This window comes from Paenibacillus medicaginis (assembly GCF_042138635.1).
Classification (GTDB): Bacteria; Bacillota; Bacilli; order Paenibacillales; family Paenibacillaceae; genus Paenibacillus; species Paenibacillus medicaginis.
In genome coordinates this window covers 104,583-129,120 of the sequence record NZ_JBHIRY010000006.1, presented here as the reverse complement: position 1 = coordinate 129,120, position 24,538 = coordinate 104,583, and the positions used below count along the sequence as shown (strand labels likewise).

Here is a 24,538-nt window from a genome sequence, read left to right as displayed (position 1 = left end):
AAAATCCTAGGATTCAAACGAATCCTCTCTTCTTGGCCGACGTGTATCCGAGCCTTCGCCGGTACGCGGTTTGCGGTCCCCGCGATCACGGTTGTACCCGCCACCGCCACCACCACTGCTGCGGTTGTCACGGTTGTAGCCGCCACGTCCACCACGGTTATCACGGTTATAGCCGCCACGTCCACTGCCGAAGTTGGAAGGCTTGCGTCCGCCAGATCGGATATCCGGTTTGCGGCGCTTCGCACGAATCGGATCCTCCGGAGTCAGCTCGATCTGCGCATCACGCTTCTCGCCTGTCAGGAGCTTCATAGCGGCTGACAGCAGCTGCACGGAGTCGTACTGCTCCAGCATTTGAATGGCAAGTCCTTTATATTCATTCAGTTCGCCCTGCTCCACGATCTCAAGCAGACGCTCGGCTGTAATGCGCTGTTTGCCTTCGATGGCTTCCGCCAAAGTAGGCAGCGGTTTGCGTGGAATACGGTGGCGCGTCACACGCTCGATAAAATGAAGATGATCGATTTCACGCGGAGTCACAAAGGACCATGCCGCCCCTTCCTTGCCTGCGCGTCCGGTACGGCCGATCCGGTGCACATAGCTTTCAGGGTCCTGCGGAAGATCGAAGTTCACAACATGGGTTACACCGGATACGTCCAGACCGCGTGCGGCCACGTCCGTCGCAACCAATACATCAATGCTGCCGTCGCGGAATTTGCGCATTACTGTATCACGCTGGTTCTGCGACAGGTCGCCGTGCAGTCCGTCAGCGGAATAACCACGTTTTTGCAAGGCCTCGGCCAATTCATCGACACGGCGCTTGGTACGTCCGAAAACGATAGCCAGCTCAGGGGATTCCATATCCAGCAAACGGCTCAGAGCTTCAAATTTTTGACGCTCAGGAACCTCGATATAGGCTTGGTCGATCAACGGAGCACTGACCTGCTTCGGAATCACCGATACATGCTCCGGATTTTTAAGAAACTGCTGCGCCAGCTTTTGAATATTCGGCGGCATCGTAGCCGAAAAGAGCATCGTCTGACGATCTTCCGGAACCTGCTTGAGGATGGATTGAATATCTTCCATGAAGCCCATATCCAGCATTTCATCCGCTTCATCCAGCACTACGGTGTTTACGTCTTCCAGCTTGATGGTTTTGCGGTTGATATGGTCAAGCAAACGTCCTGGTGTACCGATAATAATTTGGGGTTTCTTCTTAAGGGCACGGATCTGGCGCACAATATCTTGTCCACCGTAAATAGGCAATGTGCGAAGACCTTTGAAGCGGGAGAGTTTTTCTATTTCTTCGGCCACCTGGATGGCAAGCTCACGTGTAGGCGCCATAATGAGGGCTCTGATTTTATCGTCCGTTTTGGAGATTTTGCTGATCAGCGGAATACCGAATGCTGCGGTTTTGCCTGTACCGGTCTGTGCCTGACCGATCATGTCGCTGCCTGTCAGTGCGATAGGGATCGATTTCGCCTGAATCGGAGTTGCCTCCTCAAATCCAAGCTCCGTAATAGCTTGAAGTACCTTGGGTTCGAGATCAAATTCTACAAATGTTGTCAAATTTATTCATACTCCTTCTTGTAACGGATATAGTGGACAATCCGCGGTCTTGTCTGTATTCTTAAGTAGCAGTATTATGGTATAGGTTTTCCCTGCAGCAGCGGCAGATTACAGCTCATTTTCATCCGTACGAACCATGTATTTCCGCATCACAGAGGAATGACCTTATCACATTTTTCAAAAAATACGTCTGAGTGCCAGTGAAGCATTTCAAATTTAAAGCGTTCAGCTTGGAAATAGCTCCCTACTCAAGAATATCCACATCGCATTATAGCATAAAACAAATCAATTTTACCAGCAAGCTGGTTTACACATCTTTAAATGAGGTGAACTTCACCGTGCCAAGGTTGGCCTGGAACAGTTTTGTTATCATTCTCGGTGCCGCTGCCATCGCTAGCGGTTTTAATTTGTTTTTGGTCCCGCATCACCTGCTCAGCGGGGGTGTCTCCGGCTTATCCATGCTTGTCGGGTATTTTACAAGTGCGAATCTCAGCGTGATGTACTTCGTGTTCAACATTCCCATTCTGCTGGCGGGTTTATTCATTCTGGGCAGAAGGTTCATCGGACTAAGCATCCTGTCCGTTGTCGCCACCACCTGGCTGATCGCTGTCATTCCTGTGGGCACGCTTGTCTCGGATGCCCTGCTTGCCTCCGTATTCGGCGGAGTGCTTGTCGGCATTGGTGCAGGCATTTCGTTTCATGTCGGTGGCTCCTCCGGCGGCTTCGATATTGTAGGCTCGATTGTAACCCGCTACCGTGATTTTCCTGTCGGCACGGTCCTTGTAGGTCTGAATGGACTAGTTGTTCTTGCAGCAGGCTATTTAAGTGATGACTGGAATACTGCGCTTGCCTCCATGGTATCCATTTTTATTACCGGCAAAGTCGTCGATATTATTCATGTGAGTCATACCAAAGTAACGGTGTATATTATTACTGACCGGACTGAAGAAATGCTGTCCCGCCTGCTTACCCTTCCGCGCGGGGTCAGTAAAATCAAGATCGAAGGCGCCTTTTCCCATAAGGAAAAGGATATGCTAATGACGGTAACGACCAGATATGAGCTTGCTGAGCTGAAAAGGATCATCAAGGAATCCGATCCCGCAGCATTTGTTAATATTGTGGAAACGGTAGGTGTGATGGGTGCTTTTCAGAGAAGATAATCAGCTATCCGTGCACGAATGAACTGATTTATGTTACACTTATAGTGCACGGTTCCACTAAGACCAGCTTTTCCGGCTTTTCACAGGGCCTCGGCTTTTCCGATTTGCGCACTGAATGATTCATTGTGAATGATTCCGAGCAGAAACAGGAAAGGGTGATTTTTGTGGAAATGGAGACTGTAAAACTATCCGACATCGTAATGAAGTGGTTTCCTGAAATGCTTCCTTTTCTCAGGGAGAATGAGCTCAACTCCCGGATTGTGCTCAGGGACGGCATCGGTATTCTCGAAGCCGATGATGCTATGGAGATTATTCAGTACAGCATTTGCGAACACCAGAACCATTCTTTTCTTCACTAATTTTCTGGCAAGGCCTCAGCTAAAATAATGTACGACACGCCGCTGCACCGCAGGACTGTTCCTGCGGGGTACAGCGGCTTTTTTTGTTTTGGACATGCATATCATCGGCCGTTTCAGTCATCCAATAAAGGGTATAGATATTCTGGCATGTCAGAGCCTGATCGTTGTATGAATGGTTACAAACATGTCCTTTTTCGACAAAAAACATCTAGTATAATCAGGTAGACATAGCAAGAAAGGGAGAGAATTCGTAAAGATGAACATCTTATGGGCAATCATGGTCATATTTGGGGCCCTCGGAGGAACGGGAGATCCGGGAGACACGGCAGGCGGTACGTCTGTAAAGTCCTCTTTGGAGACGGCGATCAACAGTGCAATCATCCGATCACAGGGAGCAGACGCTGCTGTCGTGAACGCAGACAATCCTCCAGCCAAGGTTGACCCGCAGCCGGGAGCGCCACGCGTAAAGGGAATTTACGTGACCGCATACAGCGCCGGCGGAGAACGCATGGCCAAGCTGCTCAAGCTGCTGGATGACACGGAGCTGAACTCCATGGTCATTGATATCAAGGACGATGCGGGATACATAACCTACCCGACGCCAAATGCAAAGCTGAAGAAAATGGGCAAACCCCAGCCTTTTATCACGGATATTTCGGCTTTGATGACCCGGTTGAATAAGCATAACGTCTACCCTATTGCCCGTATCGTCGTATTTAAGGATACGGTCCTTGCCAAGAAAAATCCGAAGCTGTCCTTCCGCAACCCGGACGGCTCCTTATGGAAGAATGGCGGCGGCGACAGCTTTGTAAATCCGTACAGCAAGGAAGTATGGGATTACAACATTGAAATTGCCAAGGAAGCGGCCAAACTTGGCTTTAAGGAAATCCAGTTTGACTATGTGCGCTTTCCGGAAGGCTTTGAGAAGAAGGCCGGCAAGCTAACCTACGTCAAAACCGATAAATCGCGGGTGGATGCCGTTGCGGAGTTTGTCCAGTATGCCCGCAAGCAGCTCGCACCCCTGGGTGTCAGAGTATCGGTGGATATTTTCGGATACGCGGCATCTGTCCCTGCAGCGGAGGGCATAGGACAGGACTTTGTAAAAATATCGGAGAACGTGGATGTCATTTCGCCCATGGTCTATCCAAGCCACTACTCGACAGGCTGGTATGGTGTTAAGGACCCCGATAAAAATCCTTACAAGGTCATCAAAGGCTCCATGGAAGACACGCATAAGAAGCTTGAAGCCACCAAAGATCTGAAGCCTGTCATCCGTCCATGGATTCAGGATTTTACAGCCAGCTGGCTCGGCAGCAGCCATTATATCAAATACGGAAAGAAGCAGATCAAAGACCAGATTCGTGCCATGAAGGAAGCGGGTGTTGATGAATATTTACTCTGGAACGCCTCGAACCGATATACCCCTGGTGTCGATTATTAATCTTACAGCCATTATTATTCATGCTTATGGAATTTAAATTTATAAAGGATGCACTGCAATGAATAGAACCTTTACGACACCCGAGGCGCCGGTTTAGGGACAATGGATCTTTGGGGCCTTCTTCTTAATTAATTTGTACACTCTGGCTTCATAGGGCCGGAGTGTTTTTTTCTTTTCATTCTCCTCCGGCAGCCCTTCATAATTGCCGATTAGCAGCTCTCTCTCATCATATGCAGGCTGATCCGGCCACTCAAATTCAACGGTGGCATGGCTAAAGTTCAAAACGACCAGCAGACATTCCTCAGCAAGTGTCCGTGTATAGATATACAATTCCGGATCCTCCGGCAGCAGCAGTGTGTATTCCCCGTAAACCAGCACTTTATGCTGCTTGCGCAGGGCAAGCAGCTTACGGTAATGGTGGTATATGGAGTTAGGGTCCTTGAGAGCTGCTTCAACATTGACTTCCTTGTAGTTGTGATTGACCTTAATCCAAGGATTGCTGTCCGAAAATCCCGCATTTTCACTGGCATCCCACTGCATAGGGGTGCGGGCGTTATCCCGGCTTTTCGCATGGATTGCAGCCATCGTTTTTTCCTCAGGTACCTGCTGAATTTGTGACAGCTTGTAGAAATTCAGTGTTTCGATATCCTTGTAATCTTCAATATGCTGGAAGGAAGTATTCGTCATGCCGATTTCTTCCCCTTGATATATATAAGGGGTACCCTCAATTGTCAGCAAAAACGTGGCCAGCATCTTCGCGGATTCCACCCGATATTCTTTGTCATTACCAAAACGGGACACCTGGCGCGGCTGGTCATGGTTGCCCAAATAGTTGGCGTTCCAGCCCTTATTATGCAACGTAGTCTGCCAGTGGCTCATAATTTTTTTCAGCTCCGGCAGCGTCCATGAGCGGGATTCCCATCTGGCAGTGCCGGTCGATGGAGAATCCAGCGTCATGTGCTCAAACTGAAATACCATATTGAACTCATTACGTTCGTTTCCCACATACTCCAATGCGAGCTCTGGCCCAAGACCCGACGTTTCGCCCACGGTCATAATATCGGATTCCATCAGCACCTCTTCATTCAGCTTGCGCAGCAAGTCGTGAACATGCTCCAAATTCGAAAAAAACTGATTAGCCTGAACTACTTCCAAATGATTGGGATTCTCCGCATCCGGAAGTCCTTTGGCTTTGACGATATGCGCAATGGCGTCAAAGCGGAAGCCGTCGACTCCTTTTTTCAGCCACCAGCGGATCATTGTGTACAGTTCCTGAATCATTTCTTCGTTTTTCCAGTTCAAGTCAGGCTGGTATTTGGAATACAGATGCAAGTAATACTGCCCTGTTTTTTCATCAAACTGCCACACCGAGCCGCCAAAATAAGACTCCCAGTTATTCGGGGAAAGCCCGTTTTTTCCATCATGCCAAATATAATAATCCCGTTTCGGACTGGACTTGGAGGATCTGGATTCGATGAACCAGGGATGCTCGTCGGAGGTGTGATTCAATACAAGATCCATCATGATTTTAAGCCCCCTGTCATGCGCCTCCTTCAGCAGCTCATCGAAATCATCCATCGTGCCGAATTGCGGTTTGATCGCATAATAATCGCTGATGTCATAACCGTTATCCTGGCCGGGGGACTGATAAATGGGACAAATCCAGATCACATCTACACCCAGATCCTTCAAATAATCCAGTTTCGAAATAATCCCGCGCAGATCACCTATACCGTCTCCATTGGAGTCCTTAAAACTAATGGGGTAAATTTCATATACAACAGCTTCTTTCCACCACTTTTTATTTTTTATTGCTTCCTCCTGCCGGACATCCTCTTTTTCTTCTAATGTCGCCACTACCCTTACCTCCCTGAAATGAAGGAAATTTTGTCATCCGCCAGCTGCGAACAGGCTCTGCCTCCTGCAAAGCTTTTCACTCATTTTGCCCATAAGAAAAACGTCTATTCGATGTAACTCACAGAAGACAGACCGCATCCAGCAGTAGCTTTTCTTGCGATTAAAGAAAGCTTCAGCTTCGCTGAAAACTTATACTTTCTTTAATCTAAAAAAATCCCTTCCATGTAAACTGCGTCCTTCTGACACAGTCACACGGAAGGGATAATACCTGTCCAATCGGGCTCTATAATATTATTGGGAAAGACGGATCGCAAGCTCATACAGATCCATGTTAAATGGTTTTTTCGTATTAACTACTGTATTAATATCGGTGGCAACAAGTTCGCCTTTGATAATACCGCATGCCTTATCGGATAGTCCTTCAATCAGTTGACGCACCGCAAAATCGCCAAGTCTGCTGGCCAGATTACGGTCAAATGCCGTAGGCGTGCCTCCGCGCTGAATATGGCCCAGCACCGTTACACGCGGATCGTTCGTCGGGAAGCGTTTGACGAGCTCTGCCGCCACATCTTCCCCTTTACCCACACCTTCGGCGACGATAATAATACTATGTCTTTTGCCATGAGCGAAGTTTTGCTTCATTCGTTCTGCCACTTCGTCCATATTGAATTCAACCTCAGGAACCAGAATTGTCTCAGCCCCGGAAGCCAGTCCGGCATGAAGGGCAATATCGCCGCAATGGCGGCCCATTACTTCCACGATAGAAGAACGCTCATGGGAGGACATAGTGTCCCGCAGCTTGTTAATGGCATCCACGACGACGCTGACCGCCGTGTCAAAACCGATCGTATAATCCGTAAAAGAAATGTCGTTATCAATCGTGCCCGGCAGCCCCATCGTTTTGATGCCTTGCTGGCTCAGCTTGTTCGCTCCCTGGTAGGAACCGTCGCCGCCGATAACGATAAGCCCGTCAATACCACGGTCGCGCAAAATTTGCGCACCCTTCTGCTGCCCTTCCAGTGTTCTGAACTCCTTGCAGCGCGCGGATTGCAGCACCGTTCCGCCCCGATGGATGATATCGCCCACACTGCGCAAATCCATCGGAAAAATATCATTGTTCAGCAGGCCGTGATAGCCGCGCTGTACGCCGTACACTTCCAATCCGAAATACAGTCCGCTGCGCACGACGGCACGAACGGCCGCGTTCATTCCCTGAGAGTCTCCACCACTCGTTAATACTGCGATTTTCTTAACTGCTGTCATGTTCATTTCCTCCTACATTCTCTCATAATTGCCTTCGAATCCAACGACTGTTCACGAAAAAGAACAACCGCATCAGCGGGCTTTTCTTCATTAAAACCTTTGAGACAAGACGGACCTCCTGCTGCTCGCTGACCTTCGGATCGGATAAATATAACGCGAGCAGACCCTCGATAATCATCCGATGGAAGGAGCTTTCAGGTATTGAGGACACATCCGTCCGCGCCCGGTTTACAATGAACACGATCCGGTCAAGCATCGTTTCCGTGTCTTCGTAGTAGTTGCAAAAGTTCAAATCCCCGCCTATACGGTCTTCGTGTTGGTCGATCAGATAATCCAGCAATATATGCAGACCGCAGACATGCGGAAAATACGACCGGTGAATTGCGGCTGCCCGCGAATCGGTCAGATTGGGGGTGCTGGCAGCCAAAAACAGCATAAACACGCCTAGCGTTGAGCCCGTTGCCGCCGCAAATTCATTCCATCGCAATTCCGGTGTCCGCTCTTTATGAAGGTTCCACCAATCCATTAATGCTGCTTCCCGGAGTTCCGGCTTGATATGCTTGTATACCTGCAGATCGGTATAAAGCCTTGCCAGATCAAGAATATAAGGCATAGCAGCTTCATAACCCGGAAGCTTGCGTATGCATGATTGACAAGTCTCCACCAGGTGAAGCAGGTATCCTCCATCTTCCTGTTCTTCCCGCAAAGCATAATAATGAACAGGCTCCGCCGCCGGATTAACCGCATCGAGCATGGACTGGTGCAGCAGTCTGAAATCTTCCGGGTCCAAGGACGTGCTTCGGTCGCACAAATTATCGAGATAATCGCTGATTGTCTGATAAGCGACGATCAGCTGAATCAGCGTATGGCGAGCCGGCAGGTTAACCGCCGCATAGACCGCACCGCCGATACAGTGAAACGCCTTGCCTGATATACTTGCAAGCGCCTGCTTCTTTAGTTCGATATCCGGAATTTGTTCAGCCGTCTGGCGCCAATATTTCAGGGTACGCTGTGTCTCGGGAAGGATGTATCTGTACATACGGTTCATCAATCCCAAGGGACCTCGCGGAGCCTGAAACTGTCTTAGCTCAATATCATTCAAATGACGGTGCCTCCACATTTGTCTACGTTTTTCGCAACCTATCCAAACAAACTTATTATAATATGATCGCCAAGTTTGCACAAATAAAGAAAGTCACTTTTCGACAGGCTCCGAAGCTTATCCCGAGCGCCATCCATGGATCGTTCTTCCACTTCGTTCAGCCACAGCCATGATGATCAGCCCCTGCTGTTTATAGTCATTATGTATATTTAACACCAGTCAAACCTGCGAAAGCAAAAAAAGCGCAGCTCCCAATGGGAAAACTGCGCTTTTTTGACGTTCAGCCGAACTTTATAAGAGATCCGTTGCCGGAAATGTTCTTACAATTTAGTTACGTTAGCTGCTTGAGGTCCACGGTTACCTTCCGTGATTTCGAATTCAACTTCTTGACCTTCGTCCAAAGTCTTGAAGCCATCGCCTTGGATTGCGGAGAAATGTACGAAAACGTCTTCGCCGCCTTCAGTGGAGATAAAGCCATAGCCTTTCTCTGCATTAAACCATTTAACTGTACCCTTCAAGTGAACAACCTCCTAAAAATACCGCCATCTATGGCGAATATCCATATTATACTCCAACATTTTCAACATTGCAATTGATGTTTTGGCTACCGGGATGATTTGTTTTTCCCTGCCGTCTGCGGTATTATGGACCAAAACACTTACGGAGATATGCATATGATGAAAAAGCATGAAATATACAAAAAAGACAAGTGGAACATGATGACAGTTGAAGTTCAGGGCCGCTACATTGTCCTGCGGGAAATTTCCGACGACTGGGGAGAGGAAGCGCATACTTTTCTGAGCCGCCCTGCCCTGATGCAGTGGGCCAATAACCGCTTCCCGAAGGAAGAGTTTCAAGGCAACGAGGAAGAATGGGAGCGAATTATGAACGCTTTTAAGCAGGTATAAGACGCCGATGGATACGAGCAACTCCATCATTTTTATTATCCTTGCCTTTACCCTGGGAGCCGTACTTCTGATGATGCGTGACAGCATCCCCGCCCAGTTGAAGAAGTGGATGGCCCTGACAGCTGTCGTTATGATCTGTTTTGCCTTTTTCCTTATAGTATACGGTTTGATGCTAGGTGGTTCCAGCTAAAAGCAGCAATTTATATTTGCTTCCCCCTGAGGCCATACTATGACTTACATGTCATGGTAAAAGGAGGATGCATATGGCGCGGTCTGCCAAACCCCTAGTCATCCTGCTCGCCATCAGCCTGCTTTCTCCGCTGATGCCTGCAGATGCCAAAACCGAAACCCGAACATTGCTGATGAAAGAACAAAGGAGGCCCTATATGAGTAAAGTATTGAAGCGTGAAGAAGTAACACCGGAAAACAGCTGGAAGCTGGAAGATCTGTTCCCGAATCAGCAGGCCTGGGACAAGGAATACGAGGAAATCAAGCAGTTAACAAAGAAAGCCTCCTCCTTCCAGGGTAAGCTGGATCATGCCGAGGCGGTTCGCGACTGCTTCAAGCTGGAGGATGAACTATCCCTTAAAACAGAACGGGTATACGTATACGCCCATCTCCATCATGATGAAGATACTGCGGAGCCTACATACCAGGCTTTGTCGCAAAAAGCGAAAAAGCTCAGCGTGGAAGTCAGCGAAGCGCTCTCTTTTATTACTCCCGAAATTTTATCCCTGCCTGAAAACAAGCTGGATGAGTTCATTGCCTCTCCTGAGCTTGCTCCCTATAAATTCACGCTGCAGGAGATGAAGCGGGAAAAGGCGCATATTCTGAGCAAGCCCGAGGAAGCGCTGCTGGCCCAGGTCGGCAATCTTTCGCAGGCCCCGCAGACGATCTTCGGTATGCTCAATAATGCGGATATGAAGTTTCCGCGCATCAAGGATGAGAACGGCAACGAGGTTGAACTGACGCATGGCAGCTACATCCAGTTCCTGGAGAGCCCCAACCGCGAGGTGCGCCAGCGGGCCTTTAAAGCGGTATACGATACGTATGCCGCCAATAAAAATACGATTGCGGCCGCACTCAGCGCCAATGTAACCAAGAACATTTTTTATTCCCGGGTCCGCAAATACCCTTCCGTGCTGGAAATGTCCCTCTATGGCGACAACATTCCGAAGGAAGTGTATACGAACCTGGTTGATACGATCCATGAAAGTCTTCCTCTGCTGCACCGCTACATGAAGCTGAGAAAAAAGCTGCTTGGTGTGGATGAGCTTCATATGTACGATTTGTTCGCCCCGCTGGTGGATGAATACAAAATGGATATCACCTATGATGAAGCCAAGGATACTACGCTGGAAGGGCTGAAGCCTCTCGGCGGGGATTATCTGGCCACGCTGAAAAAAGGCTACACCGAGCGCTGGATCGACGTATATGAGAACGAGAACAAACGCACAGGCGCTTACAGTTGGGGAGCCTATGGCACCCATCCCTATGTGCTGCTGAACCATAAGGACAATCTGAACAGCATGTTTACACTGGCACATGAAATGGGCCACGCGCTGCATTCCTACTATTCGGATAACGCGCTGCCTTACCGTGACGCCCAGTATACGATTTTCCTCGCAGAAGTGGCTTCAACGACGAATGAGGCCTTGCTGATGGATTACTTGCTGAAAAAATCGCAGGATCCGAAGGAAAAGATGTATCTGCTCACCTATTATGCCGACCAGTTCCGTACAACGGTATTCCGGCAAACGATGTTTGCCGAGTTCGAGAAGATCATTCATGAACGGGCGGAACAAGGTGAATCCTTGACTCCGCGGCTGCTGTCGGATATCTATTACGACCTGAACGTAAAGTATCATGGAGCGGATATGCACGTGGATAAAGATATCGCCATGGAATGGGCGCGTATCCCGCATTTTTACAACAGCTTCTATGTGTACAAATATGCGACCGGATTCTCTGCGGCCACGAGCTTTTCCAAGCAGATTCTGGAGGAAGGGCAGCCGGCGGTGGACCGTTACCTCGGCTTCCTCAAAAGTGGGGGCAGCGATTACTCCATCAACATTCTGAAAAAAGCGGGCGTCGACATGTCTTCGCCACAGCCGATCCGCGAGGCTATGAGCGTATTTAAGGAACTGATCGAGGAGATGGAAAAGCTGTCGAATTAGAGCTTTCATAAAATCCCTTGCCTTCACCGGACAAGGGATTTTATACTTATGTAGCCAAGGAGGTGGCCCCTGATGAGATTACAATGGTCTCTGATCTCTGCATTAATTATCGCTTTGCTGACTGCAATCTTCGCCGTCATCAACGTCAAAGCGGTTCAGGTGAACCTGCTGTTTCAGGTTGTCGAAATCCCGCTGATTCTGTTGATTTTAGGCTGTACGCTGCTTGGGGGCCTGATCGTAGGCTCGCTGGGCATGTTCCGCCAGTTCAAACTACAGCGCGAGATTAAACGTCTCACGCGCCAATTGGAGCAGCAGCCCGCAGCCCAGACTTCCGGAACAGATGAATTGAAAAATACGTCAGGGGATGCCGCTGCCGGAACATCTCCCGCAGAGGATGCAGATCGGCTGGATAAATAAGGAGGAACCTGCATAAATGAATATTCAGCCAAATGAAGAATACATTATTTCTTTGCTCAAGAAATTGCTGGACACCCCAAGTCCGAGCGGATACACCCGTGAAGTGATGGAGATTGTGCGCGAGGAAGCGGACAATCTCGGGTTCCCGGTGGAATGGAATGCCAAAGGCGGCGCCATCATTACGCTGAAGGGCGAAGATGCGGATAACACGATTGCGCTAAGCGCTCATGTGGATACGCTCGGCGCGATGGTACGTTCAGTGACGAACCAGGGAACGCTGCGCATCACTTCTGTCGGCGGATTCATGATGAACAGCATCGAGAATGAATACTGTCAAATCCATACCCGGAACGGAAAAATCTACACTGGCACCATTCTGTCAGCCCATCCCTCCGTTCACGTCTATGCAGATGCGCGTACCTTTGAGCGCAGAGAAAGCAACATGGAAGTACGGATTGATGAATTGGTGGAAAGCAAAGAGGATGTCCTGGAGCTGGGCATTGGCGTGGGGGATTTCATTTCCTTCGATGCCCGTGCCGTCGTGACGCCAAGTGGATACGTTAAATCACGCCACCTGGATGATAAGGCCAGCGTTGCGGCACTGTTCGGGCTGCTGGAATCATGCCGACGCGAACAATGGACGCCGAAGCATAATGTTAAGCTGCTGATTTCCAATTATGAGGAAGTCGGTCACGGCGCAGCCTATATCCCTGCTGACATCCGTGAGATGATTGCAGTAGATATGGGAGCGATCGGCGATGATCTGAGCTGCAAGGAGACGGACGTCTCCATTTGCGCCAAGGACTCGTCCGGCCCATACGACTATGATATGACGAACCGGCTGATCGAGCTGGCCCATCAGCTTGAGATCCCTCACGCTGTCGATATTTATCCGCAGTACGGCTCGGATGCGTCTGCAGCGCTCAAGGGTGGCAGCAACATCCGTGCCGCACTGGTCGGTCCAGGGGTGCATGCCTCCCATGCGATGGAGCGCACCCATAAGCAATCGGTGCTGAATACTTCCCGCCTGCTCGCTGCTTATATCCTCACTTAATGCAATATGCATTATGGCCAAAAGGCCTCCCGGAACCGCAATCAGGCGGTCTTCCAGGAGGCCTTAGTACTGTCGCTCTACTTATGAGCCCTTGCTTTGCTCAATTTTTTCAGCTAATTCGTTCAGATAGGTCCAGCGTTCCAACAAATGTTCCAGCTCCTGCTCCGCTTCAGCCTGTTGGGCCGTCAACTCCTGCAGCCGGGCCGAATCGCTGAACGCCTGTTCCATGTCCGCAGCGATCCGGGCGAGGCGCTGTTCCGCCTTCTCTATCATTTCATCGATCTGCTCATATTCCCTCTGCTCTTTATAGCTGAATTTCAGCCTTTCTTTCGCCGGAGCCTTCACAGTGTCCGCAGCCTTATCCCTCTCTGTTTGACCAGGCCTTCCTCCAGATGATGCAGATGCCTGCTGCTTATCCGGTACATTGCGGGCGATCCATTCGGCATATTCGCTGTAGTTGCCTACATGCACTCGAACCTGGCCTTCGCCCTCGAAGGCAAATATTTTGTCAGCCGTGCGGTCCAGAAAGAAGCGGTCATGGGAAACCGAAATGACCACGCCCGGAAAATCGTCCAGATAGTCCTCCAACACACCCAGCGTCTGAATATCCAGATCATTTGTCGGCTCATCCAGCAGCAGCACATTCGGCGCTTCCATCAGCACACGCAGCAGGTACAAGCGGCGCTTCTCTCCTCCGGATAAGCGGGAAATCATAGACCACTGCATATTCGGCGGGAACAGGAAGCGCTCCAGCATTTGCGCAGCTGTAATGCTGCTGCCGTCATCAGTGCGGATGACCTCCGCACCTTCCTTGATATATTCAATCACCCGCTGATTCGGGTTCATCTCCTGATGCTCTTGGGTGAAATAACCCAGCTTCACCGTAGCTCCCAGCACAACCTGTCCGCGGTCCGGCTCAATTCGGCCGGCAATCATATTCAGCAGGGTGGACTTGCCGCTTCCGTTCGGTCCGACGATGCCGATCCGGTCGCCGGGCACCGTCGTATAATTCAAATGTTCAATCAACGTGCGGCCCTCAACCGATTGGGACAGATCGTCGATCTCCAGTATTTTTTTACCCAGCCGGGTTGAAGCGACAGACATATCCATCGTGCCCCCGCGCTGCTCAGGCTGCTGCTCCTTAAGGTTTTCAAATCGCTCGATTCTTGCCTTCTGCTTCGTGGAGCGTGCTTTGGCGCCGCGCCGGATCCAGGCAAGCTCATTGCGCAGCAGGTTTTGCCGCTTCTGCTCGGAGGCGGCTTCCCTCTCTTCGCGATCGGCCTTCAGCTCCAGAAATTTGCTGTAATTGGCTTCGTATCGAAACAACCGCCCATGGTCCAATTCCAGCATGACGGTAGCCACCCGGTCCAGAAAATAACGGTCATGAGTAATCATCAGCAGGGCGCCGCGTCTTTTCTGCAAATACTGCTCCAGCCATGCAACGGAATCATTGTCGATATGGTTGGTGGGCTCATCCAGGATCAGCAGCTCACAGGGCTGAATCAGTGCTGCCGCCAACGCTACCCGTTTGCGCTGTCCGCCGGAGAGCGCCCCCATTCTGGCATCAAACTGGGTAATGCCAAGCTTTGTAAGCACACTCTTGGCATCACTCTCCAGCTGCCATGCCCCCAGCGCATCCATCTGCTGATTAGCCAACAGCAAGCGTCTCTGAAGTTCCTCGCTGCCCGGATTCAGCTCCAGCAGCTCCATAACCTCCATGTATTCCCTTACCGCCCTCATTTCCGGAAGCGTCCCTTGAAAGATCTGCTGCAGGACCGTCACATCCGGGTCGAAATCGGGATTTTGCGCCAAATATTGAACCCGGACATCGTTGTTGACGGCAATCTGCCCGCTGTCCGGCGTATCGAGTCCCGCAACCACCCGTAAAAAGGTCGATTTCCCCGTTCCGTTGACACCCACGACACCGATTTTATCGCGTTCATCCATGCCAAAGGAAGCGTCCTGGAACAGTATTTTTTCCCCATAACTCTTTGAAAGATTTTCAACCGTTAATATATTCATCTATATATACCTGCTTTTCTAGTTTATTCGCTTTGGTCAGAAGACCAGTTGCACGACAGCTTCCTTTTATCTTACCACATGAGGCGAGCTTTACGTGAGCTCATTGAACAAACGTATATCACAACTTTTTACAGTGAATGAGAAACAAAACAAGCTGACGTCGATTGAGTTTCGACGCCAGCTTACATATCAGGATCTTCTTTTAATGTTTACAAAGTTGAGGCTGACCAATAAAAGACTACAGAATGTTCTATGCAGATAATTTTTTTAAAGCCTCGCTTCTCTCTGACCATAATAATGGAGTTATTTCGTACTGAAGGCATGCTTGAACTATACTCTTAATCCCTTTAGTATCACGGTCGTTTAAAAAAGCGAATAAACGAGAGTCTGGTTTTCTATTAAGTCTCACATCTTCCCATTGAAAAAGTAACGCACTCAAGTTTGTTTTATTAGGATTGTTCATAGTTTGCACAATTTTTTCTCCAGATTTTTTCGTCCTGGGAATTAAGAAGTCAAATTTTTGATTGAATCCACTTTTGCCGATAAAGTTAATATTTTCATTAAACGGGATGTCATTGTCAAATAAAAAATCGTGAATATCTTCCCAAAATAACGCCTTTACATTTGATCGTGATGTAAAGAACATATCATTAACGTTTATCATTGCTTGTAATAACATATGCTTTCGCATAGGAAAGTCCTTTTGGTTTGTAATAACAAACAACTCGTTATTTTCCCCTCTTCTAACCCCTAGACCATTTAAAATCCCATTGAGGAGTTCCTTTTTCCTCGGTGAGGAATCAACATCGTTACCCGACATTTCCAACTCATCAATTATATACCCATCATCAGTTAGTTTGATATTATCACCTTGTACAGTTGCAAAAATTCGAAGGTAATCATTGTTACGATCCAATAAAGGGGAGGTAATTTCAACAGCCCCCTCAAGTTGTCTGAATTTTGTTTTCTCTTTTACCCAATTGAGATAGTGATTTTTAAGTTCATCTATATTTATATTGTTTTGAAATGAAAGGTCAGCCATTGAAATCACCCCCTTATAAAATTGAGTCAATTATGTTTGTAGGTACACTGGTAATATTATTATACTTTAAATAATCAATTAATACCTGTACCAGGTTTCCTAAGTCAGGAAAATTTGAATCTGCTTCTGTTTCGACAGGGAATGCCCATTTTAAATCAAAACCTTCACGGTAAATATGTAAATGAGGACAAGGAATAATCATACCATCTGGGTTTTGATGTTCTGGTCCTTCAAGGTCTAGTCGAATGAGAGGGATGTTTTTTTTGTACCTCGTTTGAAAAGTTGCTTGAAATACATCAATCCTGCCTCTCCGGATATCAACTATAAATTCTCCCTCAACACTATTTGCAATTAATTGAGTCTTTTCTCCTAAACTAGGAATGGCAACGGAATTATATTGTTGTAAATACTTTATCAATTCGATAAGTTCATCTGCCTCTTTTTGGCTTAACATGATTTACCCCTAAATTAGTATTTATCATTAGGTCTATAATACTATAGATTCATGACAAATTATACCTTTAAATACGTGAGGAAAAATGAAATTTCACAAGTACTTTGTGGTATTTACAACAAAAAAGGCTTCACATAAGCTTAAACAAGCTGGCGCCGCTTTAAGGACACCAGCCTAAAAAATTGAAAGTTAGCTACTTAGCTGAGTATTTCTTATATTTAATCTCCATTGGCTGCATGCAATGTTTCTTTACATCCATAGGTATCCCAAGGCCAAAGCGACCACTCCTCCTGCTACGGAGCTGATCAGATTCACGGCGTCATTGCTCATCCAGGCCCATCCCCGTGCCTTCTCCGTCACCTGGCCGCAATGGGTGCCAACCTCCACTTCACGTCCGCAAACCCGGCAACGGCTCATGTACTGCACTGTCGCTCCAAGATACGAATCGGTAAAAGCTCCTGCCGCCCCCGAAACGCCTCCAGACACAATCCACGCCCACCAGGGGAAAGTGCTCCCGCCAAGAGAGTACTGGAATAGCCACGTGCTCAACCCAATCAGAGCCCCTCCCGCCACGGCCGCACTGGTCCCTAAAGCGGATACGCCCCCGGAGGTTCCCGGAGGAAGCGGGCGCCCATTCAGCACGGAACGCGGAGCCTGACGGCTCAGGCTGCCAATCTCGGTCGCCCACGTATCCGCGGTGACCGTCGCCATGACGCCGACAAAAAGATAGATCCACGCCGGATGCGGCCATACAGCATAGCCTGCACACAGCAGCATGCCAAGCCCGCCGTTGGCAAACACCTGGCCGGCATCCCTATTGCCCGTTTTGGCATAGGATTTCTCAAGCTCCGCCTTACGCTCCTGCTTGTACCGTGAAAGCAGCGTTGACGTGATAAAAAATACTAGCAATATACCAAACCAGAACAGATCACCGGCGCCGTAATAGACCGTTCCCATTATGAAAGCCGCTGCAAAACCGGATAAAGTCAGTGATTTCTTCCTGTATGCGGCTCCTCCAACAAGAAGGGCTCCTGCCGCTCCAATCAACCAGTCCACCATATACCCTCCCGTTAAATCTATCCATGCCTGCCATGGCGCTTTCGCAGGCTCTATTTATGATTATACCATGCTGCCTGTCACCCAGGGAAAACTGGGGACAACAGCGATGGGAGGAATGGTTCGTTCTCGGAGCGCCCCAGAACACAAAAAAGGGAATCCCAGATCAACAGACCTTTTGGGATACCCTGGATTTTAACTGTAAAGTAATTCCATTAACCGATTGTGCAAGCTCCCTGTATTTCGTCCGCCCAGCGGAGCTCCAGCACATCGCCTTGGACCACTGGCCCGACCCCCGCCGGAGTTCCAGTAAAGATCAGATCCCCCTTGCCCAGGCCGTAATGATCGGCAATATAATCCGCAATCTCTTGCAGGGAAAAGATCATGTCCTTCACGTTGCCGCGCTGTACCTCAACTTCATTTTTGCGCAGGGAGAAGTCATGGTTCAGGAGAGCGGCTTCTCCCGCAAACGACAGAAACGGAGTCAGGGGAGCAGAGTTTTTGAAGGCTTTGGCCGCCGTCCAGGGATGGCCTTTTTGCTTGATGACGGACTGCACGTCACGGAGTGTAAAATCGATGCCAAACGCAAACGCCTCGATACATTCATCCACCTTCATGCCCCGTTCATAGCTTCGCCCCAGTCTGACAACAAGCTCGGCTTCATAGTGCAGCTCTCCCTGGTCCAAAGGCAACTGAAGCGTTTCTCCATTCATGGGCACAACTGCATGAGACGGCTTAAGGAAAATCATCGGTTTTTCAGGCACGGCATTGCCCAACTCTTCCGCGTGCAGCTTATAATTGCGTCCCACACAGTAAACATTGCGAATTTCTCTGTTCATCTAATCAGCCACCTCTTCACGGTTAATATGGTGTTGCCAATCAAGCTTTTCCTCTTCATAGCCTGCTTCCATGCCTCAGGCCGGTTGGTGCAGATCATCAGGTCCGGATGAAGGGAGGCAAGACTTCGTATAATCCCAACCTGATCCACAGTCCAGGCCATCACCGTGATGCTCTGCTCCGTCATTTCAGCCATCAGCCTGGCGTCGATCTTCGGATAGGCCATGGATAGAAAGGAGCAGCCCAGCGCTGAAAGTCTCCTCGACAGATCCGCTGGTCTGATATCGGTAATCAGACCCGTGCATACCTCCGGCATAAGCTCCTTCACCCTGCACAGCGCCTGCTGGTCGAACGATGTCAATACGATCTCCTGCTCCATACCGCGTGCAGCAATCTGACGAAGCACCGCACCTTCCAGCCCAGGGTACATGTCCCCCGACGTTTTCAGCTCGATATTCAGCCGGACCTTGCCGCGGCACAGATCAAGCACCTCAGCCAATGATGGGATGGGTTCGCTGCGGTAACGCGGGCTTTTCCAGGAGCCTGCATCCAGCCTGCGAAGCTCGTCCCATGATTTGTCCCTGACCAGGCCTGACCCGTTAGTCGTGCGTTCCAAGCTGAAATCGTGGATAACCACAGGCACCTTATCCTGTGATAACTGAACGTCCAGCTCTATCCATTTCACAAACGGAAATGCCATTGCCTGCCTGAACGCAGCCAGCGTATTCTCTGGCGCTGCAAAGGAAGCGCCACGGTGGGCCACACAGAGGTTATGCATTCTGCTCCCCCTTCATCTTCGTGGTCTGAAGTGCCATCAGCCTGCCGACGCTCTGCCCTTGCTATCAATGCTTATATTGGAAGAAGACATGTTCTCGACCTTCTTGAGGATTTTCGCGGCTTTCTCGCCGGACAGCGGTACAGGCTGCCCAAGCTCAGCTCTGCAAGGGATCAGCTTCATCGCGCATGCGCCGTCTTTTGTACAGGACGCCTGGAACACAGCCGTATCCTGGGTAGCTTCCGTTACAGATTTAGAAAAAATAAAATTGCCGGTGCTGTAAGCTATCCATTTGCCCTTGTATATCTCCAGTCCTTGCAGAACATGCGGATGGCTTCCGATAACGAGATCCGCTCCCGCGTCAATAAATGCATGGGCCAGCTCGGACTGATGATCTTCAAGGACGGAAGCCCGTTCTTTGCCCCAGTGTGTTGTAACGATCACCAAATCAGCCTTCTTGCTTGCCTTCCGGATTGCCTGCACAGCCGCCGCAGGATCGTAGACACCCGCCACGCCCGCGCGATTTGCGCCAGCATGCCAGCTGACCTCGGGGATGACGCGGCTGAAGCCGAGCAGCGCGATCGTCATTCCGTTTCGTTTCACATATACAGGAGCATAAGCTTCCTTCGTATTCATGCCAGCTCCCATATACAGAATTCCGTAATGACGCAGATGAACCAGTGTATCTTTCAGTCCGGAGACCCCCTGGTCCAAAATATGATTATTGGCCAGATTCACCACATTCATGCCGGCAGCCGCCAGTTCAGGAAGGGCATCAGGGGAGGATTTGTATACATAGGTTTTATTTGCTGCCCCTGTACCCCCGTTCGTTACAGGAGTCTCCAGATTGCCTACCGTCAGATCATCCGATTTGAACAGGCTGCCCAGCCTCTTGTACGGGTAATCATAGCCCTTTTCCTGCAGAAGCTGCTCCACTTTACCGGAAAATTGCATGTCACCTACGAAGTTTAAAATGACACTGTCCGATCTGGTATCATCCGCCGAATCACCTGACGTATCGCTGCCCTCTTCCGGGCCAGTCTCCTCCAGAACTCCTTCCTCCTTCGCCGGACCCGGAGTCGTCTGTACCGTCTCCGGAGCACTTGTATCGGGCTCGGCTTCCGGAACCGTTTCCATTTCAGATTCCTGCTGCACCTGCGCTGCTGGCCCGGGAACTGAAGCGTTACCAGACGTTCCGGGATCGGAATCGGTACCCGTCACTCCAGCATTGGAGTTTGCCGCCATCTGCCTGCTAATCTGTTCATTCCCTTCCGTTATGTAATAATAACCAATCATTGCGAAAATCATAAACAACAGTATGAGATTGATTGCGGTCACAGCCCTTATCCGGCTCTGCCGCCGCTTTTTCTTCAGAGCTTTACGCTCCTCAATTCTTGAGGGGGGCATAACTCCTCCTTGTTATTTCATTGTCCTGCAGACTTCTTCATTATATATCAGGACTCTCAGCAAAGAGAACCCCCGCCGGTCACTTCACACGGCAGGGGTTCTCTTTGCTCTTTTAATCGAATTGCTTCCATTTGTCTATAATGACATCGCTCAAAGTCTCCATGTATAGAGGATCGCTGTTCAAGGATTCGATGCGCATCAGCCGCATATCCAGCTCCTTTGCCACCGTCTGAGCTTCAATATCCAGATCGTACAGCACTTCCAGATGATCGGATACGAAGCCGATGGGCGCGGCCAGCACGTCCTCTACCTGTTCCTCGCTCAACTTATGAAGCGTGTCCAAAATATCGGGACCAAGCCATGGTTCAGCCGTGCGACCCGCGCTCTGCCAGGTAAACTGCCAGCGACTTACACCGGCACTTTCGGCCACTGCTTTGGACGTTTCCATGAGTTGATCGACGTATGGATCGCCGATCGAGAGAATGCGTTCTGGCAAGCTGTGGGCGCTGAATAATACCTGCACTGAATCACGGTCGGCGCCTGCTTCCTCGAACAAATCCAGCTTGGCTGCCACTCTTTGAGACAGAGCCTTGATCAGTTTCGGGTGCAGATGATAGCTTTCGATAAAGGCCATTTCCAGGCCGGCCTCAGCCGCTTTTTCTTGTGCCCGTTTGATATAACCTGCAACGCTCATGGAAGAATAGTGCGGAGCAAGCACAATACCGATCGCCTTCTTAATGCCGTCCGCCGCCATTTGCCCTACTCCGTCCTCGATAAAGGGGCGAGCGTGCTTTAACCCCTGATAACACACAAACTCGACATCGGGATTCCGGTTTTCACGGTTCAATGTCTCCTGCAGGCTGTGCACCTGCCGGTCCGTATTTTCACGAAGCGGAAATACGCCTCCGACGATGGCTTCATATCTGTCCTTCAGTTCCTTGAGCTGCTCGGGAGAAGGCGCGTTGCCGCGCCGGATATGCGTATAATACGCCTCTACCTGCTCCAGGCTTTCCGGAGTGCCATACGACATGACCAATACGCCTACGGTTTCCTTCACTTTTATAATCACCTCTGTATGATTTATGGACAGATTACAAGTTGTGCTGGCCCACCCGCTGCTTGATCACTGTGGCCGAATATTCATGCACATATTGGGTCAGTTCTCTAAGCTTGTCGAGCGAGGCTTCCGGAAAAAGTCCGTGTCCCAAATTGAAAATATAGCCTGGCTCCTGAGCACCCTCATCGATAATTTTTTGGGCATGCTGTTTAATAATTTCCATAGGTGCGGTAAGCACATAAGGGTCCAGATTGCCCTGAACTGCAAAGCGATTGTTCAGTCGCCGCCGGCCTTCCGGAATGGATACGCGCCAGTCCAGCCCCACGACATCAGCCTCCAGCGTACGCAGTAGAGGCAGCAATTCACCCGAGCTGACACCCGGAAAATAAATCTTCGGCACCTGCAGGCCGGACAGCTCGTGAAATATCCGCTTGATCGTAGGGAGTACGAATACTTCAAAATCTTGCGGGGCCAGCGCTCCGACCCAGCTGTCAAACAGCTGGAATGCCTTGCCTCCGCTAGCCACATGAGCACGAAGATAGGTTATTACCATATCGCCCAGTTTCTCCATCAGCTGGAACCATACCTGCGGCTCGCTGTACATAAGCGTTTTGGTATGAATGTAGCTCTTGGACGGGCGTCCCTCTATCAAATAACTCGCAATCGTAAACGGCGCTCCGGCAAACGTAATCAGTGGAACTTCGAGCTGCCGGTCAAGAATGCGAATGGTCTCTAAAATATGAGAAAGATCCTTCTCCACGTCGATCGGCTTGAGACGCTCCACATCAGCCGCCGTACGGATGGGATGGTCTATGACCGGACCGACGTTCTTGACTATATCAAAGTCCACGCCAAGGGAAGCAACGGGATTCATAATATCGGAATACAGAATAGCAGCGTCGACACCCAGCTTCCGAACAGGCATCATCGACACTTCGGCTGCCAGCTCGGGCTGGCGGCATATTTCCAGCAGGGAGTATTTTTCTTTGATTTTCCGGTACTCGGGATCGTACCTTCCTGCTTGCCTCATGTACCAGACGGGAATGTGATCCACATCCTCCCTGAAGCATGCACGGATAAAATTATCGTTGTAAGTCATTGGTTTGAGCCCCCAGTTCGAGTGTAAAACCTATACATTCATTATGCCCTTTTTAAAAGTGCGTAACAACCAGCCGGCACGGATGAACGATGACAATCCGATGACAGTTGGATAAAGTTTCAATGAAGTGTGCTATACTAAAAAGAACTGTTTTTTTCTGGTTTCCCTGACTACGGATGAATATCTGAATGACCTCTCCACGGCCGGAAAGGATGTGAGCACCATGAAGACGTGGCAGGTGAACCTCATCGTTCTCTGGTTCGGCCAGTTTTTGGTCAATGCCGGCATGACCATGATTACCCCGTTTCTATCCCTTTATCTCGCACAGGATTTGCACGTTCAGGGCGAACATGAGATCGGCTTATGGGCAGGTGTGATCTTTGCCGCGAACTTTTTGACCTCTTTTATTTTTCAGCCGCTATGGGGCAAGCTGGCGGATCAATATGGACGCAAAATCATGCTGCTTCGCTCCGGCTTTGGCATGGCCTTAGTGATCGGCTGCATGGGCTTTGTCAATCAACCGTGGCAGCTCTTGGCGCTGCGTCTGTTGAACGGAACGATCTCGGGATTTAATCCAGCCTCCATCTCGCTCGTATCCAGCACCACTCCCAAAGAGCGGATGGGCTTTGCGATGGGCATCATGCAGTCCGGACAAATGGCGGGTACGATTCTGGGCCCGCTAATAGGCGGATTTATGGCGGATTGGTTCGGCTTCAGGCCGATCTTCTTTATTACGGGAGGGCTGATCTTCTCCGGGTCCCTGCTCGCACTGTTCCTCGTCAAAGAGAAATTTAACCGCGCTGAGGCCGCCAAGGCTCCACAGACCTCCGTGCTGGCCGGACTGCGTGAACTGAGCCATACGCCGCAGCTGCCTGCGCTGTTTACTGTAACGTTCCTGCTTCAGTTCGCGATGATCAGCACGGTGTCCCTGCTGCCGCTGTATGTGCAGGACCTGTACGGCTCTGCTGAAGGCATTGCTCTTATTGCAGGTTTTGTCACCGCTGTAACCGGCCTGTCCAACATGATTTCATCGCCGGTTCTGGGCAGGCTCAGCGACCGCGTCGGAGCGCACCGGATATTGACCTACGCTCTGGTCGGAGCAGCACTCACGCTTATTCCGCAGGCCTTTGTCCAGACCGTGTGGGAGCTTGTCATCGTGCGCTTCCTGATGGGCGTGTTCATGGGCGGTCTTCTGCCGAGCGTGAATGCCCTGATCCGCTCTTATACGCCAGCAGGCATGGAAAGCCGGGCATTCGGCTTCAACACAAGCTCGCTTGCGCTGGGCAATATGCTGGGCGCTGTGATCGGTGGCCTGCTGTCAGGCTTTATTGGCATTGAAGGCCTGTTTATTATGTCTGGTGTGATGCTGCTGATCAATATGGTATGGGTAAGAATCAAGCTGTACGGCCACCGCAGCAGACAGGCCCATCATTTCCGGTAGAATACAATGTAATCTAAAAAAAGACAGCAAGTTCTTCATAAAAGAAG

Annotated in this window: 23 protein-coding genes; 9 read left to right on the top strand and 14 right to left on the bottom strand. The window is 49.8% G+C overall.

The window, feature by feature from the left end; genetic code table 11:
- Nucleotides 1-6: 6 nt before the first annotated feature.
- Complete coding sequence (gene cshA, locus ACE5LO_RS08795; protein ID WP_375519642.1) at nt 7-1,563, bottom strand: degradosome RNA helicase CshA; 1,557 nt, start codon at nt 1,561-1,563, stop codon at nt 7-9.
- A gap of 338 nt (nt 1,564-1,901) precedes the next feature.
- Between cshA and ACE5LO_RS08790 the strand changes: the two genes are divergently transcribed.
- The 3 genes from ACE5LO_RS08790 (at nt 1,902) to ACE5LO_RS08780 (ending at nt 4,523) form a co-directional block, all read left to right on the top strand.
- Nucleotides 1,902-2,723 carry a YitT family protein gene (locus tag ACE5LO_RS08790; protein WP_375519641.1) on the top strand — a complete coding sequence of 274 codons (822 nt, stop codon included), beginning with the start codon at nt 1,902-1,904 and terminating at the stop codon, nt 2,721-2,723.
- Between the two features lie 164 nt (nt 2,724-2,887).
- Nucleotides 2,888-3,082 (top strand): hypothetical protein, encoded by a 195-nt coding sequence (locus ACE5LO_RS08785; protein WP_375354490.1) that lies wholly within the window; start codon nt 2,888-2,890, stop codon nt 3,080-3,082.
- Between the two features lie 256 nt (nt 3,083-3,338).
- Nucleotides 3,339-4,523 (top strand): putative glycoside hydrolase, encoded by a 1,185-nt coding sequence (locus ACE5LO_RS08780; protein ID WP_375519640.1) that lies wholly within the window; start codon nt 3,339-3,341, stop codon nt 4,521-4,523.
- 93 nt (nt 4,524-4,616) lie between these two features.
- Here the strand turns inward: ACE5LO_RS08780 and ACE5LO_RS08775 are convergent, their stop codons facing one another.
- The 4 genes from ACE5LO_RS08775 to ACE5LO_RS08760 form a co-directional block, all read right to left on the bottom strand.
- The gene (locus ACE5LO_RS08775; protein ID WP_375519747.1) at nt 4,617-6,335 is read right to left on the bottom strand and encodes a glycoside hydrolase family 13 protein; all 1,719 of its coding nucleotides are present in this window, start codon (nt 6,333-6,335) and stop codon (nt 4,617-4,619) included.
- A 336-nt stretch (nt 6,336-6,671) separates the two neighbouring features.
- Nucleotides 6,672-7,643, bottom strand: coding sequence for a 6-phosphofructokinase (pfkA, locus tag ACE5LO_RS08770; protein WP_375519639.1), 972 nt, complete (start codon nt 7,641-7,643; stop codon nt 6,672-6,674).
- A 22-nt stretch (nt 7,644-7,665) separates the two neighbouring features.
- On the bottom strand, nt 7,666-8,691 hold the full coding sequence (locus ACE5LO_RS08765) for a tetraprenyl-beta-curcumene synthase family protein (RefSeq protein WP_375519746.1): 1,026 nt from the start codon (nt 8,689-8,691) through the stop codon (nt 7,666-7,668).
- Nucleotides 8,692-9,065: 374 nt separating this feature from the next.
- Nucleotides 9,066-9,263: a cold shock domain-containing protein gene (locus ACE5LO_RS08760; protein ID WP_305755326.1), complete on the bottom strand. Its 198-nt coding sequence runs from the start codon at nt 9,261-9,263 to the stop codon at nt 9,066-9,068.
- Nucleotides 9,264-9,419: 156 nt separating this feature from the next.
- On the opposite strand from ACE5LO_RS08760, the gene ACE5LO_RS08755 reads away from it, so the two are divergent.
- From ACE5LO_RS08755 to ACE5LO_RS08735, 5 genes are all read left to right on the top strand, one after another.
- Nucleotides 9,420-9,653, top strand: a complete 234-nt coding sequence (locus ACE5LO_RS08755) for a hypothetical protein (protein ID WP_375355510.1) — start codon at nt 9,420-9,422, stop codon at nt 9,651-9,653.
- 7 nt (nt 9,654-9,660) lie between these two features.
- A complete protein-coding gene (locus ACE5LO_RS08750; RefSeq protein WP_375519638.1) occupies nt 9,661-9,843 on the top strand; it encodes a hypothetical protein in 183 nt (60 codons plus the stop codon).
- Between the two features lie 196 nt (nt 9,844-10,039).
- Complete coding sequence (pepF, locus tag ACE5LO_RS08745) at nt 10,040-11,830, top strand: oligoendopeptidase F (protein ID WP_375519637.1); 1,791 nt, start codon at nt 10,040-10,042, stop codon at nt 11,828-11,830.
- 72 nt (nt 11,831-11,902) lie between these two features.
- Nucleotides 11,903-12,247 carry a LapA family protein gene (locus ACE5LO_RS08740; protein ID WP_375519636.1) on the top strand — a complete coding sequence of 115 codons (345 nt, stop codon included), beginning with the start codon at nt 11,903-11,905 and terminating at the stop codon, nt 12,245-12,247.
- Between the two features lie 16 nt (nt 12,248-12,263).
- Nucleotides 12,264-13,301, top strand: a complete 1,038-nt coding sequence (locus ACE5LO_RS08735; RefSeq protein ID WP_375519635.1) for a M42 family metallopeptidase — start codon at nt 12,264-12,266, stop codon at nt 13,299-13,301.
- 81 nt (nt 13,302-13,382) lie between these two features.
- Here the strand turns inward: ACE5LO_RS08735 and ACE5LO_RS08730 are convergent, their stop codons facing one another.
- From ACE5LO_RS08730 to hemE, 9 genes are all read right to left on the bottom strand, one after another.
- Nucleotides 13,383-15,323: an ABC-F family ATP-binding cassette domain-containing protein gene (locus tag ACE5LO_RS08730; protein WP_375519634.1), complete on the bottom strand. Its 1,941-nt coding sequence runs from the start codon at nt 15,321-15,323 to the stop codon at nt 13,383-13,385.
- Between the two features lie 250 nt (nt 15,324-15,573).
- Nucleotides 15,574-16,365, bottom strand: a complete 792-nt coding sequence (locus tag ACE5LO_RS08725) for a DUF1829 domain-containing protein (RefSeq protein WP_375519633.1) — start codon at nt 16,363-16,365, stop codon at nt 15,574-15,576.
- A 13-nt stretch (nt 16,366-16,378) separates the two neighbouring features.
- Complete coding sequence (locus ACE5LO_RS08720; protein ID WP_375519632.1) at nt 16,379-16,819, bottom strand: DUF6978 family protein; 441 nt, start codon at nt 16,817-16,819, stop codon at nt 16,379-16,381.
- A gap of 249 nt (nt 16,820-17,068) precedes the next feature.
- The gene (locus ACE5LO_RS08715) at nt 17,069-17,875 is read right to left on the bottom strand and encodes a DUF92 domain-containing protein (RefSeq protein ID WP_375519745.1); all 807 of its coding nucleotides are present in this window, start codon (nt 17,873-17,875) and stop codon (nt 17,069-17,071) included.
- Nucleotides 17,876-18,090: 215 nt separating this feature from the next.
- On the bottom strand, nt 18,091-18,714 hold the full coding sequence (locus tag ACE5LO_RS08710) for a fumarylacetoacetate hydrolase family protein (protein ID WP_375519631.1): 624 nt from the start codon (nt 18,712-18,714) through the stop codon (nt 18,091-18,093).
- Nucleotides 18,711-19,490 (bottom strand): glycerophosphodiester phosphodiesterase, encoded by a 780-nt coding sequence (locus ACE5LO_RS08705; protein ID WP_375519630.1) that lies wholly within the window; start codon nt 19,488-19,490, stop codon nt 18,711-18,713. The genes ACE5LO_RS08710 and ACE5LO_RS08705 overlap by 4 nt, the downstream gene beginning before the upstream one ends.
- Before the next feature lie 36 nt (nt 19,491-19,526).
- Nucleotides 19,527-20,894: a CapA family protein gene (locus tag ACE5LO_RS08700; RefSeq protein WP_375519629.1), complete on the bottom strand. Its 1,368-nt coding sequence runs from the start codon at nt 20,892-20,894 to the stop codon at nt 19,527-19,529.
- 112 nt (nt 20,895-21,006) lie between these two features.
- A complete protein-coding gene (gene hemH / locus ACE5LO_RS08695; RefSeq protein ID WP_375519628.1) occupies nt 21,007-21,951 on the bottom strand; it encodes a ferrochelatase in 945 nt (314 codons plus the stop codon).
- A 34-nt stretch (nt 21,952-21,985) separates the two neighbouring features.
- Nucleotides 21,986-23,050, bottom strand: a complete 1,065-nt coding sequence (gene hemE / locus ACE5LO_RS08690) for a uroporphyrinogen decarboxylase (protein WP_375519627.1) — start codon at nt 23,048-23,050, stop codon at nt 21,986-21,988.
- A 223-nt stretch (nt 23,051-23,273) separates the two neighbouring features.
- On the opposite strand from hemE, the gene ACE5LO_RS08685 reads away from it, so the two are divergent.
- Nucleotides 23,274-24,491 carry an MFS transporter gene (locus tag ACE5LO_RS08685; RefSeq protein WP_375519626.1) on the top strand — a complete coding sequence of 406 codons (1,218 nt, stop codon included), beginning with the start codon at nt 23,274-23,276 and terminating at the stop codon, nt 24,489-24,491.
- The last annotated feature ends 47 nt before the right edge of the window (nt 24,492-24,538 follow it).

Bases quoted from the DNA above. Each gene is read 5' to 3' on its own strand.
- ACE5LO_RS08780 (WP_375519640.1), top strand. From the start codon at position 3,339: ATGAACATCTTATGGGCAATCATGGTCATATTTGGGGCCCTCGGAGGA.
- pfkA (WP_375519639.1), bottom strand. From the start codon at position 7,643: ATGACAGCAGTTAAGAAAATCGCAGTATTAACGAGTGGTGGAGACTCT.
- ACE5LO_RS08765 (WP_375519746.1), bottom strand. From the start codon at position 8,691: ATGAACCGTATGTACAGATACATCCTTCCCGAGACACAGCGTACCCTG.
- ACE5LO_RS08755 (WP_375355510.1), top strand. From the start codon at position 9,420: ATGATGAAAAAGCATGAAATATACAAAAAAGACAAGTGGAACATGATG.
- ACE5LO_RS08750 (WP_375519638.1), top strand. From the start codon at position 9,661: ATGGATACGAGCAACTCCATCATTTTTATTATCCTTGCCTTTACCCTG.
- pepF (WP_375519637.1), top strand. From the start codon at position 10,040: ATGAGTAAAGTATTGAAGCGTGAAGAAGTAACACCGGAAAACAGCTGG.
- ACE5LO_RS08740 (WP_375519636.1), top strand. From the start codon at position 11,903: ATGAGATTACAATGGTCTCTGATCTCTGCATTAATTATCGCTTTGCTG.
- ACE5LO_RS08735 (WP_375519635.1), top strand. From the start codon at position 12,264: ATGAATATTCAGCCAAATGAAGAATACATTATTTCTTTGCTCAAGAAA.
- ACE5LO_RS08730 (WP_375519634.1), bottom strand. From the start codon at position 15,323: ATGAATATATTAACGGTTGAAAATCTTTCAAAGAGTTATGGGGAAAAA.
- ACE5LO_RS08725 (WP_375519633.1), bottom strand. From the start codon at position 16,365: ATGGCTGACCTTTCATTTCAAAACAATATAAATATAGATGAACTTAAA.
- ACE5LO_RS08720 (WP_375519632.1), bottom strand. From the start codon at position 16,819: ATGTTAAGCCAAAAAGAGGCAGATGAACTTATCGAATTGATAAAGTAT.
- ACE5LO_RS08710 (WP_375519631.1), bottom strand. From the start codon at position 18,714: ATGAACAGAGAAATTCGCAATGTTTACTGTGTGGGACGCAATTATAAG.
- ACE5LO_RS08705 (WP_375519630.1), bottom strand. From the start codon at position 19,490: ATGCATAACCTCTGTGTGGCCCACCGTGGCGCTTCCTTTGCAGCGCCA.
- ACE5LO_RS08700 (WP_375519629.1), bottom strand. From the start codon at position 20,894: ATGCCCCCCTCAAGAATTGAGGAGCGTAAAGCTCTGAAGAAAAAGCGG.
- hemE (WP_375519627.1), bottom strand. From the start codon at position 23,050: ATGACTTACAACGATAATTTTATCCGTGCATGCTTCAGGGAGGATGTG.
- ACE5LO_RS08685 (WP_375519626.1), top strand. From the start codon at position 23,274: ATGAAGACGTGGCAGGTGAACCTCATCGTTCTCTGGTTCGGCCAGTTT.